This window comes from Aeromonas sp. HMWF015 (genome assembly GCF_963878965.1).
In the GTDB taxonomy this organism is placed as follows: Bacteria; Pseudomonadota; Gammaproteobacteria; order Enterobacterales; family Aeromonadaceae; genus Aeromonas; species Aeromonas veronii.
Genome location: NZ_CAWNZT010000117.1, coordinates 1 through 14,096 on the forward strand (window position 1 = coordinate 1; position 14,096 = coordinate 14,096).

A 14,096-nucleotide genomic window follows, 5' to 3' on the forward strand; every position below is an offset into this window, starting at 1 on the left:
AACTGACGACGAGGAGAGCGCAGTTGCTCGCTGGAGAAACGGGTCTTCATCGATGTCCACTGCGCCAACCGATCGGCACTCCCCGCCAGCGTCCCTTCCCGCCGTGACTTCATGATCCAGATGCTTTTGGCATCGAAACTGTAAACGGGAATGAGATCGGTACGCTTGCTACCCGGCAGGATCCGGCTGTTGATGTTGTCGAGCACCAGTGGGTCAGCTTTGGGTGTCGGGAAGTAGAGTGTCACCATGTGGAACTGGTTGTAACGCACCGCCTTGACGTAGGCCAGTCGCAGCTTCTTCTCATCCACCCCCAGCTCCATCAGGGTGTAGTACTTGGAGATACTGTAATCCTCGCAATCCCCACCCCGGGCACCGATGAACTCCAGCGGATTGGCCCAGTAATCCTCATCCCCCCACAGCTTGGGATCCTCGCTGTAGGTCAGATTGTTGAAGTAGTTGTTCACCAGCTCGATCTTCTGCTGGTCGGTTGTACCCGCTCTGGGGGTGAGCAGGCGAGAGAATGCCTCGGCCCGTTGAATGGCGCGGCCACCATACACTTCCTGCAGCTTGGCCCGCAGATCCGGACTGGCAATATATTCGGAAAGACGCGAAGCCTGCACGTTGGCGCAACATAGCGCCAACGTGCAGGCCGGGATCAACAACCATTTCATACCGGACACTCCATGTCAGATGCTGGAGGTCAGTATAGCCTCTCCGGATGAGAGAATCAGCAGGCGATCAGCGACACTGTGCGAATGCGTCTGCCAGTTGTTGCATGAATTGGGGATAACCATCCGGGCCGAGTGGCACCTGTTCACCCACCTCATCCAGCAACAGCACCTTGGCGCCGGTATTACGTGCCACCGATTCGATCACAGCCGGTGAGAATTGCGGCTCGGCATAAATGCAGCTCGCCTGCTTCTCTTCCAGTGCCTTGCGAATATCCACCAGCGTCTTGGCGCCCGGGCGACGCTCAGGGCTCACGGTAAAGTGACCCTTTGAACTCATGCCGTAGTGGCGCTCCCAGTAGCCATACGCCTCGTGGAAGACAAAGTACCCCTTCTCATTCACCGCCTTCATCTGGCCAGCAATCACCTTGTCTTTGGCATCCACCTTGGTATCAAATGCCACGAGGTTGGCGTCATAACGAGCCTGATTGGCCGGATCCAGCTTGCCCAATTCACTTGCGATCGCCTTGGCAATCACCTTGGCCTGCGTCGGGCCAAGCCAGATATGGGGATCGACCCCTTCGTGATGATGTCCCTCATGCCCTTCATCATGGTCACCGTGCTCGTGGGCGGCATGATCGTGATCATCATGGTCATGGGAGTCATGACTATCCTGAGTCGCGTAGTTGAACAGCGGCATCCCCTCAACCTGAGTCAAGGCCAGAGCATGGGAATGATTGGCCAGCGGCTTGGCCATAAACCCTTCCAGCTCGGGGCCAACCCACACCACCAGACCAGCACCGTTGATGCTGCGAATATCGGAGGGGCGCAGGGAGAAATCGTGGGGCGAGGCGCCGGTCGGCAACAATACCTTGGGCTCACTCACCCCGTCAGTGATCGCCGCAGCGATGAAGCCAAGGGGCTTGATGGTGGTCAGTACCTCAATGGCACGAACAGGCAAACTCACCGCCAGCAGGGCAGTGAAAAGCGCAATAATTCTCATTGGTGAATCTCGTCAGGGGGTGAGTATGTGATAATATAACAGCCGCTTTTTGTTATATTATAACTCTCACTGGCTGTAAACCCCGGAGTTGTCATGAGCCAACTGGTAGAGCTGAAAGAGGTCTCTCTCTCGTTTGATGGACGCTCTGTGCTCGACAAGGTCTCCTTTACCCTCAATAAAGGCAAAATCACCACGCTCGTCGGCCCCAACGGGGCGGGCAAGAGCACCCTGAGCAAGCTGGTGCTGGGTCTGCTCACCCCGGACTCGGGCAAGATCACCCGCAGCCGCGACCTGAGAGTCGGCTATGTGCCCCAGCGCCTCTATCTGGATCCCACCCTGCCGCTGACGGTTCGCCGCTTCCTGCAACTGGGCAAAAATAGCCGCCTCTCCATCGAGGAAGCACTGGCCCGGGTGGGCGCAGAGGGATTGCTGGAAAACCGGATGCAGAAGCTCTCCGGCGGCGAGATGCAGCGCGTGCTGCTGGCTCGCGCCCTGCTGGTCAAGCCCGAGCTGCTGGTGCTGGATGAGCCGGTGCAAGGGGTTGATATCACCGGCCAGATCGAGCTCTACGCCCTGATCGGCCAGCTCGCCGCCGAATTTAATTGCGCCGTGCTGATGGTCTCCCACGACCTGCATCTGGTGATGGCCAGCACCCACGAGGTGATCTGCCTCAATCGCCACGTCTGCTGTCATGGCGAGCCGCAAAGCGTGGCGCGCCACCCCGAATTTGCCCGCCTGTTCGGGCGACCGGAGCAGGAGGTGCTGGCGGTCTATACCCACCATCACCACTGCGACGGCGAACACCATCATCATGAACCGCAGGCTCCCGTCATCCGCCTGCCTTCTCGCAACAACGCTCACAGCAAATAACGCAAGCAACAGGACATTCAAGTGGACAGCTTTCTGTTATACGCCCTCGCTGCCGGTCTCGGCATCGCCCTGCTGGCCGGCCCCCTCGGCAGCTTCGTGGTATGGCGCAAAATGGCCTATTTTGGCGACACCCTCTCCCACGCCTGCCTGTTTGGTATCGCGCTGGGCATTCTGCTGCAGGTCGATCTCACCCTAGCGGTAGTGGTCTGCTGCCTCGCCATGGCAATGCTATTGGTGATCATGAGTCGCAACCAGCAGGTGGCAACTGATACCCTGCTCGGCATTCTGGCCCACAGCGCCCTGTCCCTCGGTCTGGTTACCTTGAGTTTTATGGATAACGTGCGGGTGGATCTGATGGCCTACCTGTTTGGCGACCTGCTCTCGGTACAACCGATGGACCTGCTATGGATCTACGGCGGTGGCGCGCTGGTACTGCTCACCCTGTGGCGACTGTGGGATCCCCTGCTCTCCATGACCATCTCGGAAGAGCTGGCACGAGTAGAGGGGATCCGGGTCGATGTGCTGCGCTGTGTATTGATGCTGCTGATCGGGCTGGTGATTGCCGTGGCGATGAAGTTTGTCGGGGCGCTGATCATCACCTCCCTGCTGATAATCCCCGCCGCTACCGCCCGCCGCTTCAGCCAGACGCCGGAGCAGATGGCCGGCTTTGCCGCGCTGATTGGCTGTCTCGCCGTGCTGGGTGGATTGACCCTCTCCTGGTATCAGGACACCCCAGCTGGGCCTTCGGTCGTCGTCTGTGCCACCAGCCTGTTTGTGCTGAGCCAGTTCAAGAGAGCGTAACGGTGCAGGCTAGAGCGGCATGCTCTGGCGTGTCTCCATCATCAGCCACTGGCGCAACCGGCTGATGGCGGGCTCATGGGCCCGCGAGCGCTTGCAGGTAAAGTAGAAGGCATCCCCCGTCTCCAGCTGGTGTACCGGCAAGGCCACCAGCTGGGGATCATCGGGCCGCAGCATGTAGTCATTCACGAACGCCACCCCCTGATCCCAGGCCGCCGCCTCCATCGCCAGCAGCACATGGCTGAAATGGTGCATCCGCGCCTCGTCCGGGATCACCAGCCCGCCTGCCTTGGCCCAGCGCAGCCAATCCTCCCCCCGCGCCTTGTAAATGGACTGAACCGACAGCAACGGCAACTGCCAAATGGCCTCAGGCCACTCCCCACTGACCTGCTGCAACAGGCGGCGACTGCAGACCGGAAAGAGCCGCTCTTGATAGATAAGATCGTGACAGTAACCACGCCCGTGGGGTGAGACGGTGATAAAGCAGTCCGCCACCCGATCAGATAGCTCGGGATCTTCCGCCACCATCTCCAGACTCAAATCCAGCTCGGGATAGAGCTGGCGCAGTCCGGCCAACCGCGGGATCAACCACTTCACCGCAAACGAGCTGTAGACCGCGAGCCGGACTCGCATCTCGCCGCCCCCGCGCAGCTGCTCGCTGCTCTGGGCAATCTGGCTGAGCCCGGCGGCAATCCCCTCGAAGTAGCTCTCTCCCTGGGATGTCAACGAGAGCAGCCGCCCCTGACGCAGCAGCAAGCGCTCACCCAGAAAATCCTCCAGCAGACGGATCTGGTGGCTGACCGCACTCTGGCTGACGTTCAGTTCCAGAGCGGCGCGGGAGAAGCTGAGCAGCCGGGCCACCACCTCGAAATATTGCACCGCACGCAGAGGAGGAAGCTTCATTATCTAAATATCTCATGAGTGGTCATTTTTTATCATTTTACTGGATATCAACCGGCACGCTACCCTCCCCTCATCTGAAGTGGGAGGTGGTATGAATGCAGTAGGGATCGGCATCCTTTATCTGGTGCTGGGCAATATGGTGGCGGTTTTTTCCGATGCACTGGTCAAGGTGCTGGAGCCGGATCAGCCCATCTTCCAGTTTGTCTTTTTCCGCCAGCTCTCGGCCGCCATTCTGCTGATGCCCTGGCTGATCTGGTCATGGCGCCGCAATCCACCGGTGGCCATCAAGTGGCACCTGCTGCGGGCCCATATCTGGGCGGTCGGCGTCTGCCTGATGGTGGTGGCCCTCACCCGCTTGCCGCTCGCCACTGCCAATGCCCTCTTCTATGCCGCCCCCCTGATGATGGTGCCGCTGGCGGTGTGGATGGCGGGGGAAGCGATCTCGCGCCAAAAGGTGCTGACTGCGGTTATCGGGTTTATCGGGGTACTGATCGTGCTGCGCCCGACCGAAGTGAACTGGGCCGCGCTGGCGGCGCTCGGGGTGGCGCTGTCGATGGCGCTCAACAACCTGCTGATCAAGCGGATCCCGCTCAAGCAGCCCATCGCCCAGACCCTGTTTTTCACCAACGTGCTGAGCATGCCCTTTATTCTGGCGCTGGCATTGTGGGAAGGGGGCGACTGGCAGTGGCAGATGTGGTGGCCCGCTTTTGGCTCCTCGGCGCTGATCATGGTCTATGCGGGATTGTGCGTGGTGGCCTATCGCAAGGCGGAGGCGAGCAAGATCGCCTCGGCGGAGTACACCGGTCTGCTGATGGCGGTGGCCATCGGGGTGTGGCTGTTTGACGAGCAGCCGGGCCTGCCGCTGCTGCTGGGCTGTATCTGCATCGTCCTGCCGCTCATCGCCATGGCCCGCAGCAAACCAAAACCGCTGGCCGAGCCAGCGCTCTAATACTCAGGGTCTCCCCAGAAGCGGGGCGACCCTTTGCTGCAGATGGGGGACGATCTCATCCTCGAACCAGCGATTCTTTTTGAGCCAGAGGGTATTGCGTGGGGAGGGATGCGGCAACGGCAGCCAGCCGGGGCCATAGTCGGCCCAGCTGCGCACCGTTTCGGTGAGCGATCCCTTGTCTGCACCCCGCAGATAGTAGGCTTGTGAATATTGGCCGATCAGCAGGGTCAGTTCGATATTGGGCAACAGCATCAATACCTTGTCGTGCCAGGTGAGCGCACATTCGGGGCGCGGTGGCAGATCGCCGGACTTGCCCCTGCCGGGATAGCAGAGGCCCATCGGCATGATGGCAATGCGGGATTCGTCGTAAAAGGTGGCCTTATCGACACCGAGCCAATGGCGCAGTCGGTCACCGGAGGGGTCATCCCACGGGATCCCGCTGGCATGCACCCGGGTACCGGGCGCCTGACCGATGATCAGCAGCCGGGCACTCTCGGCCCCGCGGATCACTGGACGAGGCCCCAGCGGCAGGTGAGCCTCGCACAGACGGCAGGCCCTGATTTGCTCAAACAACTTATCGATTCGCTGCATGACGTTGATAGTACCAGCATTTCCCTGTTTTCCCTCTTGTGGAAACAGGGCGCGCCCCCTACTATCGCCATGGGTGTTTAATTTAATAAACGGACAATAATGAAAAACTGGCTAGGTACCGGCACCGCGACCCTCTCCTTCATCCTGTGGGGGATGCTGCCGCTTTATTATCAATTCATGCCCGAGGTCAACATGTGGGAGCTGATCTCCCACCGGGTGCTCTGGTCTGTGGTGCTGCTGGGTGCCCTGTTTTTGCTGCTTGGCCACAAGGTGCCCTGGGCACAACTACGCAGCGAGCCGCGCCAGCTCGGCCTCATTCTGCTGGCGGGCCCCGTGATGTCCATCAGCTGGTGCATGTTCACCTGGTGCCTCACTACCGGGCAAGTGCTGACCACCAGCCTCGCCTTCTTTATGACCCCGCTGTTCAATATCGTATTCGCCGTCATCTTCCTCAAAGAGCGGCTCACCCCGCAAAAGCATCTGGCGGTCGCCCTGGCGCTGGCGGGTCTCGCCTACATGCTCTTCTGCTACGGCCAGCTCCCCTGGTTCTCCCTCATCATGGGGGCCAACTTCGCCTGCTACGGCCTTATCAAGAAGAAGATCCACTACGACACCGGCACCAGCCTCTATCTGGAAGCCATGGTGCAACTGCCCGTCGCGCTGATCATCATCGGCACGCTGGCGTGGCACGGGGAAGGGGCATTCGTGAACGGGGATCTGGCCGACAAGCTGCTGCTGATGGGCAGTGCGCCCGCCACCCTGCTGCCGGTGGGTCTGTTCTGCTACGCAGTGGCGAGAACCCGGATGAGCACGGTGGGGCTGCTGCAATATATCGAGCCCAGCCTCGCCTTCCTGCTCGCCATCTACTGGTTTGGTGAGGCGCCGGACCCCATCAAGGCGGTCGGTTTCGCCTTCGTCTGGGCTGGTCTGCTGGTGAGCCTGTTGCCGCTGCACCGGCTCAAGCGCCGCCCTCAGGGCGTCCCGCGATAGGACTCCAGCACCTTGTGCCAGCGGGGATCCCTGTCCATCTGCTCGGCGATGTCGTTGAGGGTGGCATGCAGCTCGGGACGGGATTTGGGCAGCAGGATATGGCGGGTATAGCTGGATTGGGGGAAGGGCGAGATAAACAGCTTGCCCTGATAGTGCTGTGAGTCGAGGAAAAAGCCCAGCGATGAACCACTCACCAACGTCACATCGATGCGGCCGCGCACCAGCAACTCGAGGTTGGTTTTCACCTTCTTGGCATCCTGACGCACCAGCTCGCCGCGGCTGGCCGCATCATCGATCCCCTGATAGCGGTAGCCCTCCACCCCGCCAAACACCAGCCCCTTGAGGGAGTCAGGCCCGCGATAGGTGACCGGGTTGTCGATGTTCGAGACCAGCTCGTTGGTGTCGCGCATCACCGGAAAGGTCCAGAGATAACGCTCGCGATGGGGATCCCCCACCCAGGCGGGATTGACCCAGACCACCAGACCGTCAAAGTCGGGATCCGCCATCTCCAGCGCCAGCCGGGCGCGATTGACCAGCCAGAGCTCGATTCTGGGTTCACCCCCCAGCTTTTCATTGAGATACTTGACCAGCTCGCGGCTCAGCCCTGCATTCACTCCGGTGTTGAAGGGGGGATGCTGATGGTAATCGTAGAGACGGATCGTCTCCCCCAGAGCCGGGACCGACAACAGTAACCACAACCAAAACCAGACTCTCATCGCACCTCCTTGAGCTGCCTCTGAGTTTGGCACAGAGAATTTGAATGAGAGAACCCGCGACCACCACTCCAGCGCCGCAACCATCCGCCCCTTCCCGCTGGTCTGTCTATATGGTGCGTACCGCCACCGGCCTGCTCTATACCGGGATCAGCACGGATCCGCTGCGCCGTCTGCGTCAGCACCAGAGCGGCAAGGGCGCTCGCGCCCTGCGCGGCAAGGGGCCACTGACGCTGGCGTGGCAACAGGAAGTCGGCGAGAAGGGGGCAGCCCTGCGCATCGAATATCGCCTCAAGCAGCAGCCGAAATCCTTCAAGGAGCAGCTGATCCACAGCCCGGCACTCTGGCAGAGCTGGAGCCCCCAGTGGTTACCCGCAACCACCCAGCCTTGAGGACGACAGGCAAAAAAAGGCCACTCGATGAGTGGCCGGAAAGGGGAAATCAGGGAGCATCACACAACGTCTTGCACAACCTCAGGCGGGTTAGAGGTAGGTATTGGAACGCTTGCTGCGGTTACTGATCAGCCAGCAAACCGCCAGCACCAGCAGCAACCAGGGGGCCAGCTTGATGATCAGAGCAAGCATGCCACCCAGTGCCCCAAGCAGCACGAACAGGCCGCTCACCAGCAACATGGCTACCAGGGTAAAACCGGTCAGTGCCATGACCAGCAACACCACCAGCAATATGAAAAATTCCAGCATAACTTGCTCCTTATCAGTACCTTGTCTGCCGACTGTTCAACCCTTCGGTCAATCCAGCCAGCGCTTCAATTCATAACGGGGCGGCATCACCAGCACCGCCAGCAGATAGGCGGCCAGTGCCAGCGGCGGCATCAGGATCAGGGCGAGCAGTGCCACCACCCGCACCGTGACTCTGGATACCCCCAACCGCCTGGCAATACCGGCGCAGACCCCGGTCAGCTTGCGATGCACCAGATCCTTGGGCCAGGGGCTCATGATTACACCTCGCCTTCTGGCCTTTGAGGCGAGCCAGCTCGCGCTCGATCTCGTCATTGAGCTCCAGCTCGCGGAACTGGGCCTCCAGCGAGGGATTCTGCCCCAGGGTGGCCGCCTCCAGCTGGGCTTCCAGCTGATCGACCCGGCCCTGAAAACCGTCAAAGCGCGCCATCAGCTCATGCATCCGCTGGTTGTCCACCTGGGCGCGGGCACGAATGCGGCTGTGGGCTGTCTGCTCGCGCAGGGTCAGCAGTTTCTGCTTCTCGCGCGCCTCGGTCAGCTTGGCCGCCAGCCGTTCGCTGTCGGCGGTAAGCTGGGCCAGCACCTCGGCGACCCGGGCCTTGTCCTGCTCCAGCTGTTCACATTTTTTGACCTCCGCCAGCTTCTCGGTGAGGGCGGCGCGGGCCAGATCCTCACGTCCCTTCTGGATGGCGAGCTCGGCCTTGGCCGACCACTCCAGGATCTGCGCCTGCAACCCCTGCTGGTGACGCTCCAGCTGTTTCTGTTCGGCAATCACGCGGGCGGCCTGGGTACGCATCTCGACCTGCACCTGCTCCATCTCTTCGATCATCAGGCGCAGCATCTTCTCCGGCTCTTCACTCTTGTCGAGCAGGCTGTGCAGGTTGGCATTTATCACGTCGGTCAGGCGGCTGAATACGCTCATGGTCTGGCTCCTTGTTGATGGGATGGCTATCTCTTCCCATTGCATTACAAGAGCCGTGCCAAGAAAAATTATTGTTTTTTTACATATAGATAGGAATTTAATGAGGACATTCAAGAAGGGTTTATTGGTGAAAATAGCCAACCAGGTGGTTATTTTTACCAACAAAAAAGGGAGCTTGCTGCTCCCTTGTCGATTCATCTTCGATATCTATCAGGCTGCGCGGCTGTGGCCCAGCTTGCTGTCCAGTTCTGCCAGTTTGGCCTCCATCTGGTCTCGACAAATCGTAGAGAGTTCACGGATCCCGGCTGCGCCGTGCTCCTTGCTACACAGTGGCGGCAACACCTCGACCAGCACCTCGCCATTGTCCCAGCGATTGAGATCGATCTGGCCAAAATAACTGGAGCAGACGATGGGCACCACCGGCACTTCAGCCTGCACCGCGGTATGGAAGGCGCCGACCTTGAACGGCAACAGGCCACGCCCCTGGGAGCGGGTTCCTTCCGGGAACATCCAGATGGAGGTGCCACGCTCCTTGATGCGGTTCACCACCTGACCAATGGTGCCTATGGCACGGGAGCGGTTGGAGCGGTCGATCAGCACGTTGCCGGAGAGCCAGAAGATGAGGCCGAAGAAGGGCAGCCAGAGCAGGCTCTTCTTGCCCACCGCCACCACTCCGGGCATAACGGCACCGGTCACGGTAAAGATATCGAAATTACTCTGATGGTTGCAGACGTATACCGATGGCCCCACCGATTTGGCTTCCTCGGCCACGGTCACCTTGATCCGCACCCCGATCAGCGGGCAGACCGCGTGATACATGCGAGCGAAGACATAGACGTTGTTGGGATGGCGCGGACGAACCAGACAGAGCAGCAGGCCGAACAGGAACCAGAAAATCAGCAGCAGACCAAGCAGCAGCACACGGGCAATTTTAAGCATCGAACACCTCGAGTTTTAACTCGGCGCAGTATACTGATCCCCCTTTTAGCGAACAAGCGTTCGCCAAACAGAACAGCCCCCTCCTCCCCGTCCCACCGCCCACTGCGCTGCTCATACATGCGCCGCCGACTTGCCCCACCCGCCATTGGTCGTTAGGATGGCCCCATCTTGATGGACGGGGCGAACATGATTTTGCAACAACGGGTAGCGAAACATCTCTTGCTGCTGGTCTGCCTGCTGGTGCTCAATTGTGCGGCCCAGCCGCTGGCCCGGCTGGCCCTGCTCGATCACGCCCTCAGCTGTCAGGCACTACCCGTGCCAAGCTCGGCGACAGATCAGGGGGATGCCAAACCGGCCAGCCCGCAGCCCACCAGTTGCCAGCTCAACGGCAAGTGGCTAAGCGCCGCCACCCTGCTCTGCGTCGAACAACTCTTCTTTGCCGTGGCCATACTGATCGCCCTGCTGGCCCCCCTTTGGCGCTATATACCGCCACTGCCCCCACCCAGAGTCATCTCGCCGCCCGAACGGCGTCTGCACCTCACCCTCTGCGTCTGGCGGGAATGAGTTCAGCTGCGTTCATTCGTTAGCTATCACTCATTTTTGCGAGACCAAAAAGATGTCGAATCTCTTCAAGGCGGCCCTGCTACTGGGCGGTCTGCTGTGGCAATCCATGGGATTGGCCAGCGACACGGGCTGGCTCACCAGCCCACAGAATGATCACGCCAAGGTACGGCTGCAGGCTGACCGCAGCACGGCAGATCAGACCCGCATCCTGCTCGATGTCGAGCTGGAGTCGGGTTGGAAGACCTACTGGCACAGCCCGGGCGAAGGGGGCATTGCCCCCCAGATCCTGTGGCATGAGCCGGTCGGTGACTTTCAGTGGCACTGGCCGGTGCCGCGCCACTTCGAGGTAGCCGGGCTCAGCACCCAGGGTTATCAGGGGGACGTGACCTTCCCCCTTAGCCTCAGCTATCCGGCAGAGAAGGCGCTCAAGGGCACCTTGCGCCTATCGACCTGCAGCAATGTCTGCATCCTGACCGACTACCCCTTCACTCTGGCTGTGGATGGCGCCGCCCCGGCCAACTTCGACTTTGCCTGGGCGAAGGCGATGAGCACCCTGCCCCAGCAGTTGCCCGCCGAGACCCAGGTCGAGCTCGGTTATCAGCACAACCAGCTGCAACTGCGCGCCGAGCGGGCAGAGGGCTGGCAATCGCCTGCCCTCTTTATCGATGCGCTGGAAGGTGCCGAGTTTGGCAAACCAGCGCTTGAGGTGCAGGGCAACACCCTGATCGCCCGGGTGCCGGTGAGCGACGGCTGGCAGGGGGATGCGCCGGATCTGCGCGGCCAATCCCTCGGCCTGCTGCTCACCAGTGGCGCACAGGCGTGGCAGGGCAAAGGGACTATCGGCGCGCCGCTCGTGCTGCCCGGCCAGAGTCATTCGCTGCTCTGGTTGCTGGGGGCGGCGCTGCTCGGCGGCCTTATCCTCAACCTGATGCCCTGCGTGCTGCCGGTGCTGGCGCTCAAGCTGGGATCTGTGCTGCAACATCAGGCGCGTGAACAGGGAACGGTACGCAGGCAGTTCCTCGCCGCCAGCGCCGGGATCATCGCCTCCTTCTGGGTGCTGGCGGCCATGAGCAGCCTGCTGCGCGCCCCCGGCTTCGGAATGAGTGGGGCCGTCGGCTGGGGCATCCAGTTCCAGAGCGCCGGTTTTATCGGCTTTATGGTGCTGGTCACCCTGCTGTTTTGCGCCAACCTGCTGGGGCTGTTCGAGATCCGGCTGCCCAGCGCGCTTAGCACTCGCCTTGCCACCAGCGGCGGTAACGGCCTCGGCGGTCACTTTCTGCAGGGGAGCTTCGCCACTCTGCTGGCGACGCCCTGCTCGGCCCCCTTCCTCGGCACTGCGGTGGCGTTTGCGCTGGCGGCGCCGCTCGGCCAGCTGTGGCTGATCTTCACCGCGCTCGGAATTGGCATGAGCCTGCCCTGGCTGCTGGTGGCAGCCCTGCCAAGACTCGCCCTCTGGTTGCCGAAACCGGGACGCTGGATGAACCATCTGCGGATCCTGCTCGGTCTGATGATGCTGGGCTCCAGCCTCTGGCTGGCGAGCCTGCTCGACAACCATCTCGGCAGTTATGCCACCGGCTGGCTGATGGTTGCCATGCTGCTGGGGCTGCTGATTGGCATCATCTGGCGTTACGGCATGCGCGGCTTCACACTGGCGATCGCCCTCGCCGCCCTGATTGGCAGCCCCCTGCTGCTGAGTGGCGCCTTTAGCGCGCAGGGTTCGGCCAGCGTCGACAAGGTGGTCTGGCAGCCGCTCTCTGAACGCGCCATCACAGATGCGCTGGCCCAGAACAAGCGGGTCTTTATCGATGTCACCGCCGACTGGTGCGTGACCTGCAAGGCCAACAAATACAACGTGTTGCTGCGCGATGAGGTGCAACAGGCCCTCTCGGCCCCCGATGTGGTGGCCCTGCGCGGCGACTGGAGCAAACCCAATGAGACCATCGCCGCCTTCCTGCGCCAGCGCGGGGCGGCAGCCGTCCCCTTCAACCAGATCTACGGCCCCGGCCTGCCACAGGGAGAGATCCTCTCCCCCCTGCTGGACAAGGCCGATCTGCTTACCCTCTTGAATCAGGCAGGTCTGATCCAGACCAACGCCACCCATTTTTAAGGAGAACTCCATGAACCTGCGCTCCATCGCCCTGTTCACCGCCCTGTTTGCCGGCTCGCTGACTGCTCCGGCCCTGCACGCCGCCCCCTTCACCCCTGAGCAGGAGGCCCGCATCAAGGAGCTGATCCGCGAGACCCTGATCGCCAACCCCAAGATCCTCGACGAGGCCGCCGAATCCTGGGAGAAGCAGAACGCGGCAGCCCAGGAGGCGCAGCTTGGCAACTTCATCAAGGGCAACAAGGATGTGCTGTTCAACAGCATCACCAGCCCGCGCCTCGGCGCCAAGAACCCCAAGCTGACGCTGGTGCTGTTCACCGACTACAACTGCCCCTACTGCAAGCAGTTCGATCCCCAGCTGACCAAACTGCTCAAGGCCTATCCGAATGATCTGGGGCTGGTGATCAAGCTGCTGCCGTTCAAGGGGCAGACCTCCGCCAAGGCGGCCCAATACAGCCTGACCCTGTGGCAACAGGATCCCGCCCGCTTCCTCACCCTGCACGACAAGCTGATGAGCAAGCAGGGGATGCTGACCGAGGCGGACATCAACAAGGCGCTGGCCGCCACCGGCAATACCGCGCTCAAACCGGCCGCCAAGGCGACCGAAGAGCTGCGCAACAGCCTGCGCATCGGCACCATCCTCGGGGTACAGGGCACACCGGCGACCCTGATTGGCAACCAGCTGGTGCCGGGCGCCATCCCCTATGAGGAGCTGGAGCAACTGGTGCAGGCCGAACTGGCCAAGCAGAGGTAAGGGATGACCACCAATCCTCAACCCCGCTGGCGCCGCTGGGGCAAGGAGGCGCTCTGGCTGCTGCTGATGGCGCTGGTCATCTCGACGTTGCTGGATCTGTGGCGCAGCCCGACCCTGCCGGAGGGGGCAATGAGCGCCCCCGCCACCCTGCAGGATGGCACCAGTACGGATCTCGCCACCCTGAGTCAGGGCAAGCCGCTGCTGGTCTACTACTGGGCCAGTTGGTGCGGTGTCTGCCGTTTCACCACCCCGGCGGTGCAGCAGCTGTGGCAAGAGGGGGAAAACGTGCTGACGGTGGCACTGCGCTCCGGCAATTCGGAGCAGTTAGCCAAGGGGATGAGCAAGAAGGGGCTCACCTTCCCGACCCACAACGACGAGTCGGGAGCGCTGGCCGCCAAGTGGCAGGTAGGGGTCACCCCGACGTTCCTCGTTATCAAGGATGGGACGCTTGTGAGCAGCACCACCGGCTGGAGCTCGAAGTGGGGCTTGCAGCTGCGGCTCTGGTGGGCGTCGCTCTAGCCACGCAACAACATTGCCTGCAACAGGGCCATCCCACCGGATGGCCCTTTTTTATGCCGACATCAGGCGGGGAGCTGCATCCCGCGCACCTGCTCCAACAGGGTGGTCACC

The 14,096-nt window shown here is 61.4% G+C and carries 17 protein-coding genes and 1 pseudogene; 9 read left to right on the forward strand and 9 right to left on the reverse strand.

Going from position 1 to position 14,096, the window contains the following annotated elements; all coding sequences use genetic code 11:
- Positions 1-671, reverse strand: a 671-nt coding sequence (locus AACS18_RS05955; RefSeq protein WP_108612110.1) for a transglutaminase-like cysteine peptidase, incomplete at its 3' end; no start/stop codon positions are given.
- A gap of 67 nt (positions 672-738) precedes the next feature.
- Complete coding sequence (gene znuA, locus AACS18_RS05960) at positions 739-1,671, reverse strand: zinc ABC transporter substrate-binding protein ZnuA (protein WP_108612111.1); 933 nt, start codon at positions 1,669-1,671, stop codon at positions 739-741.
- Between the two features lie 93 nt (positions 1,672-1,764).
- Here znuA and znuC point away from each other — a divergent pair, with 93 nt between their 5' ends.
- Both znuC and znuB read left to right on the forward strand, forming a co-directional pair.
- On the forward strand, positions 1,765-2,541 hold the full coding sequence (gene znuC / locus AACS18_RS05965; RefSeq protein WP_108612112.1) for a zinc ABC transporter ATP-binding protein ZnuC: 777 nt from the start codon (positions 1,765-1,767) through the stop codon (positions 2,539-2,541).
- A gap of 21 nt (positions 2,542-2,562) precedes the next feature.
- Positions 2,563-3,342 (forward strand): zinc ABC transporter permease subunit ZnuB, encoded by a 780-nt coding sequence (gene znuB / locus AACS18_RS05970; protein ID WP_005354863.1) that lies wholly within the window; start codon positions 2,563-2,565, stop codon positions 3,340-3,342.
- A 9-nt stretch (positions 3,343-3,351) separates the two neighbouring features.
- Here znuB and AACS18_RS05975 read toward each other — a convergent pair whose 3' ends face one another.
- Positions 3,352-4,242: a LysR substrate-binding domain-containing protein gene (locus AACS18_RS05975; RefSeq protein WP_108612113.1), complete on the reverse strand. Its 891-nt coding sequence runs from the start codon at positions 4,240-4,242 to the stop codon at positions 3,352-3,354.
- Positions 4,243-4,333: 91 nt separating this feature from the next.
- Here AACS18_RS05975 and AACS18_RS05980 point away from each other — a divergent pair, with 91 nt between their 5' ends.
- Entirely contained in the window at positions 4,334-5,191 is an 858-nt protein-coding gene (locus tag AACS18_RS05980; protein ID WP_108612114.1) for a DMT family transporter, read from the forward strand.
- 3 nt (positions 5,192-5,194) lie between these two features.
- Here AACS18_RS05980 and AACS18_RS05985 read toward each other — a convergent pair whose 3' ends face one another.
- Positions 5,195-5,782 (reverse strand): uracil-DNA glycosylase family protein, encoded by a 588-nt coding sequence (locus AACS18_RS05985; protein WP_108612115.1) that lies wholly within the window; start codon positions 5,780-5,782, stop codon positions 5,195-5,197.
- Positions 5,783-5,881: 99 nt separating this feature from the next.
- Between AACS18_RS05985 and rarD the strand changes: the two genes are divergently transcribed.
- A complete protein-coding gene (gene rarD / locus AACS18_RS05990; RefSeq protein WP_042052465.1) occupies positions 5,882-6,772 on the forward strand; it encodes an EamA family transporter RarD in 891 nt (296 codons plus the stop codon).
- Here the strand turns inward: rarD and AACS18_RS05995 are convergent.
- On the reverse strand, positions 6,754-7,488 hold the full coding sequence (locus AACS18_RS05995) for a substrate-binding periplasmic protein (protein ID WP_108612116.1): 735 nt from the start codon (positions 7,486-7,488) through the stop codon (positions 6,754-6,756). The two genes, rarD and AACS18_RS05995, sit on opposite strands and share 19 nt — an antisense overlap.
- A gap of 44 nt (positions 7,489-7,532) precedes the next feature.
- Here AACS18_RS05995 and AACS18_RS06000 point away from each other — a divergent pair, with 44 nt between their 5' ends.
- Complete coding sequence (locus AACS18_RS06000) at positions 7,533-7,877, forward strand: GIY-YIG nuclease family protein (RefSeq protein ID WP_108612117.1); 345 nt, start codon at positions 7,533-7,535, stop codon at positions 7,875-7,877.
- A gap of 90 nt (positions 7,878-7,967) precedes the next feature.
- Here AACS18_RS06000 and pspG read toward each other — a convergent pair whose 3' ends face one another.
- The 4 genes and pseudogenes from pspG to AACS18_RS06020 all read right to left on the reverse strand — a co-directional run bounded on the left by pspG (position 7,968) and on the right by AACS18_RS06020 (position 10,044).
- On the reverse strand, positions 7,968-8,186 hold the full coding sequence (gene pspG / locus AACS18_RS06005) for an envelope stress response protein PspG (RefSeq protein ID WP_005335871.1): 219 nt from the start codon (positions 8,184-8,186) through the stop codon (positions 7,968-7,970).
- A 48-nt stretch (positions 8,187-8,234) separates the two neighbouring features.
- Entirely contained in the window at positions 8,235-8,441 is a 207-nt protein-coding gene (locus AACS18_RS06010) for a PspC domain-containing protein (RefSeq protein WP_005335873.1), read from the reverse strand.
- 13 nt (positions 8,442-8,454) lie between these two features.
- A pseudogene (gene pspA, locus AACS18_RS06015) lies at positions 8,455-9,105 on the reverse strand (phage shock protein PspA); the annotation flags it as partial.
- A 210-nt stretch (positions 9,106-9,315) separates the two neighbouring features.
- Complete coding sequence (locus tag AACS18_RS06020; RefSeq protein WP_068979017.1) at positions 9,316-10,044, reverse strand: 1-acylglycerol-3-phosphate O-acyltransferase; 729 nt, start codon at positions 10,042-10,044, stop codon at positions 9,316-9,318.
- Between the two features lie 186 nt (positions 10,045-10,230).
- Between AACS18_RS06020 and AACS18_RS06025 the strand changes: the two genes are divergently transcribed.
- Genes AACS18_RS06025 through AACS18_RS06040 form a run of 4 tightly spaced genes read left to right on the forward strand, consistent with a single transcriptional unit; the run spans position 10,231 to position 13,985 of the window.
- Entirely contained in the window at positions 10,231-10,608 is a 378-nt protein-coding gene (locus AACS18_RS06025) for a hypothetical protein (RefSeq protein WP_108612121.1), read from the forward strand.
- Between the two features lie 52 nt (positions 10,609-10,660).
- Complete coding sequence (locus tag AACS18_RS06030; RefSeq protein WP_181363245.1) at positions 10,661-12,715, forward strand: protein-disulfide reductase DsbD family protein; 2,055 nt, start codon at positions 10,661-10,663, stop codon at positions 12,713-12,715.
- A gap of 10 nt (positions 12,716-12,725) precedes the next feature.
- A complete protein-coding gene (locus tag AACS18_RS06035) occupies positions 12,726-13,466 on the forward strand; it encodes a DsbA family protein (RefSeq protein ID WP_108612119.1) in 741 nt (246 codons plus the stop codon).
- 3 nt (positions 13,467-13,469) lie between these two features.
- On the forward strand, positions 13,470-13,985 hold the full coding sequence (locus tag AACS18_RS06040) for a protein disulfide oxidoreductase (RefSeq protein WP_108612120.1): 516 nt from the start codon (positions 13,470-13,472) through the stop codon (positions 13,983-13,985).
- Positions 13,986-14,096: the final 111 nt, after the last annotated feature.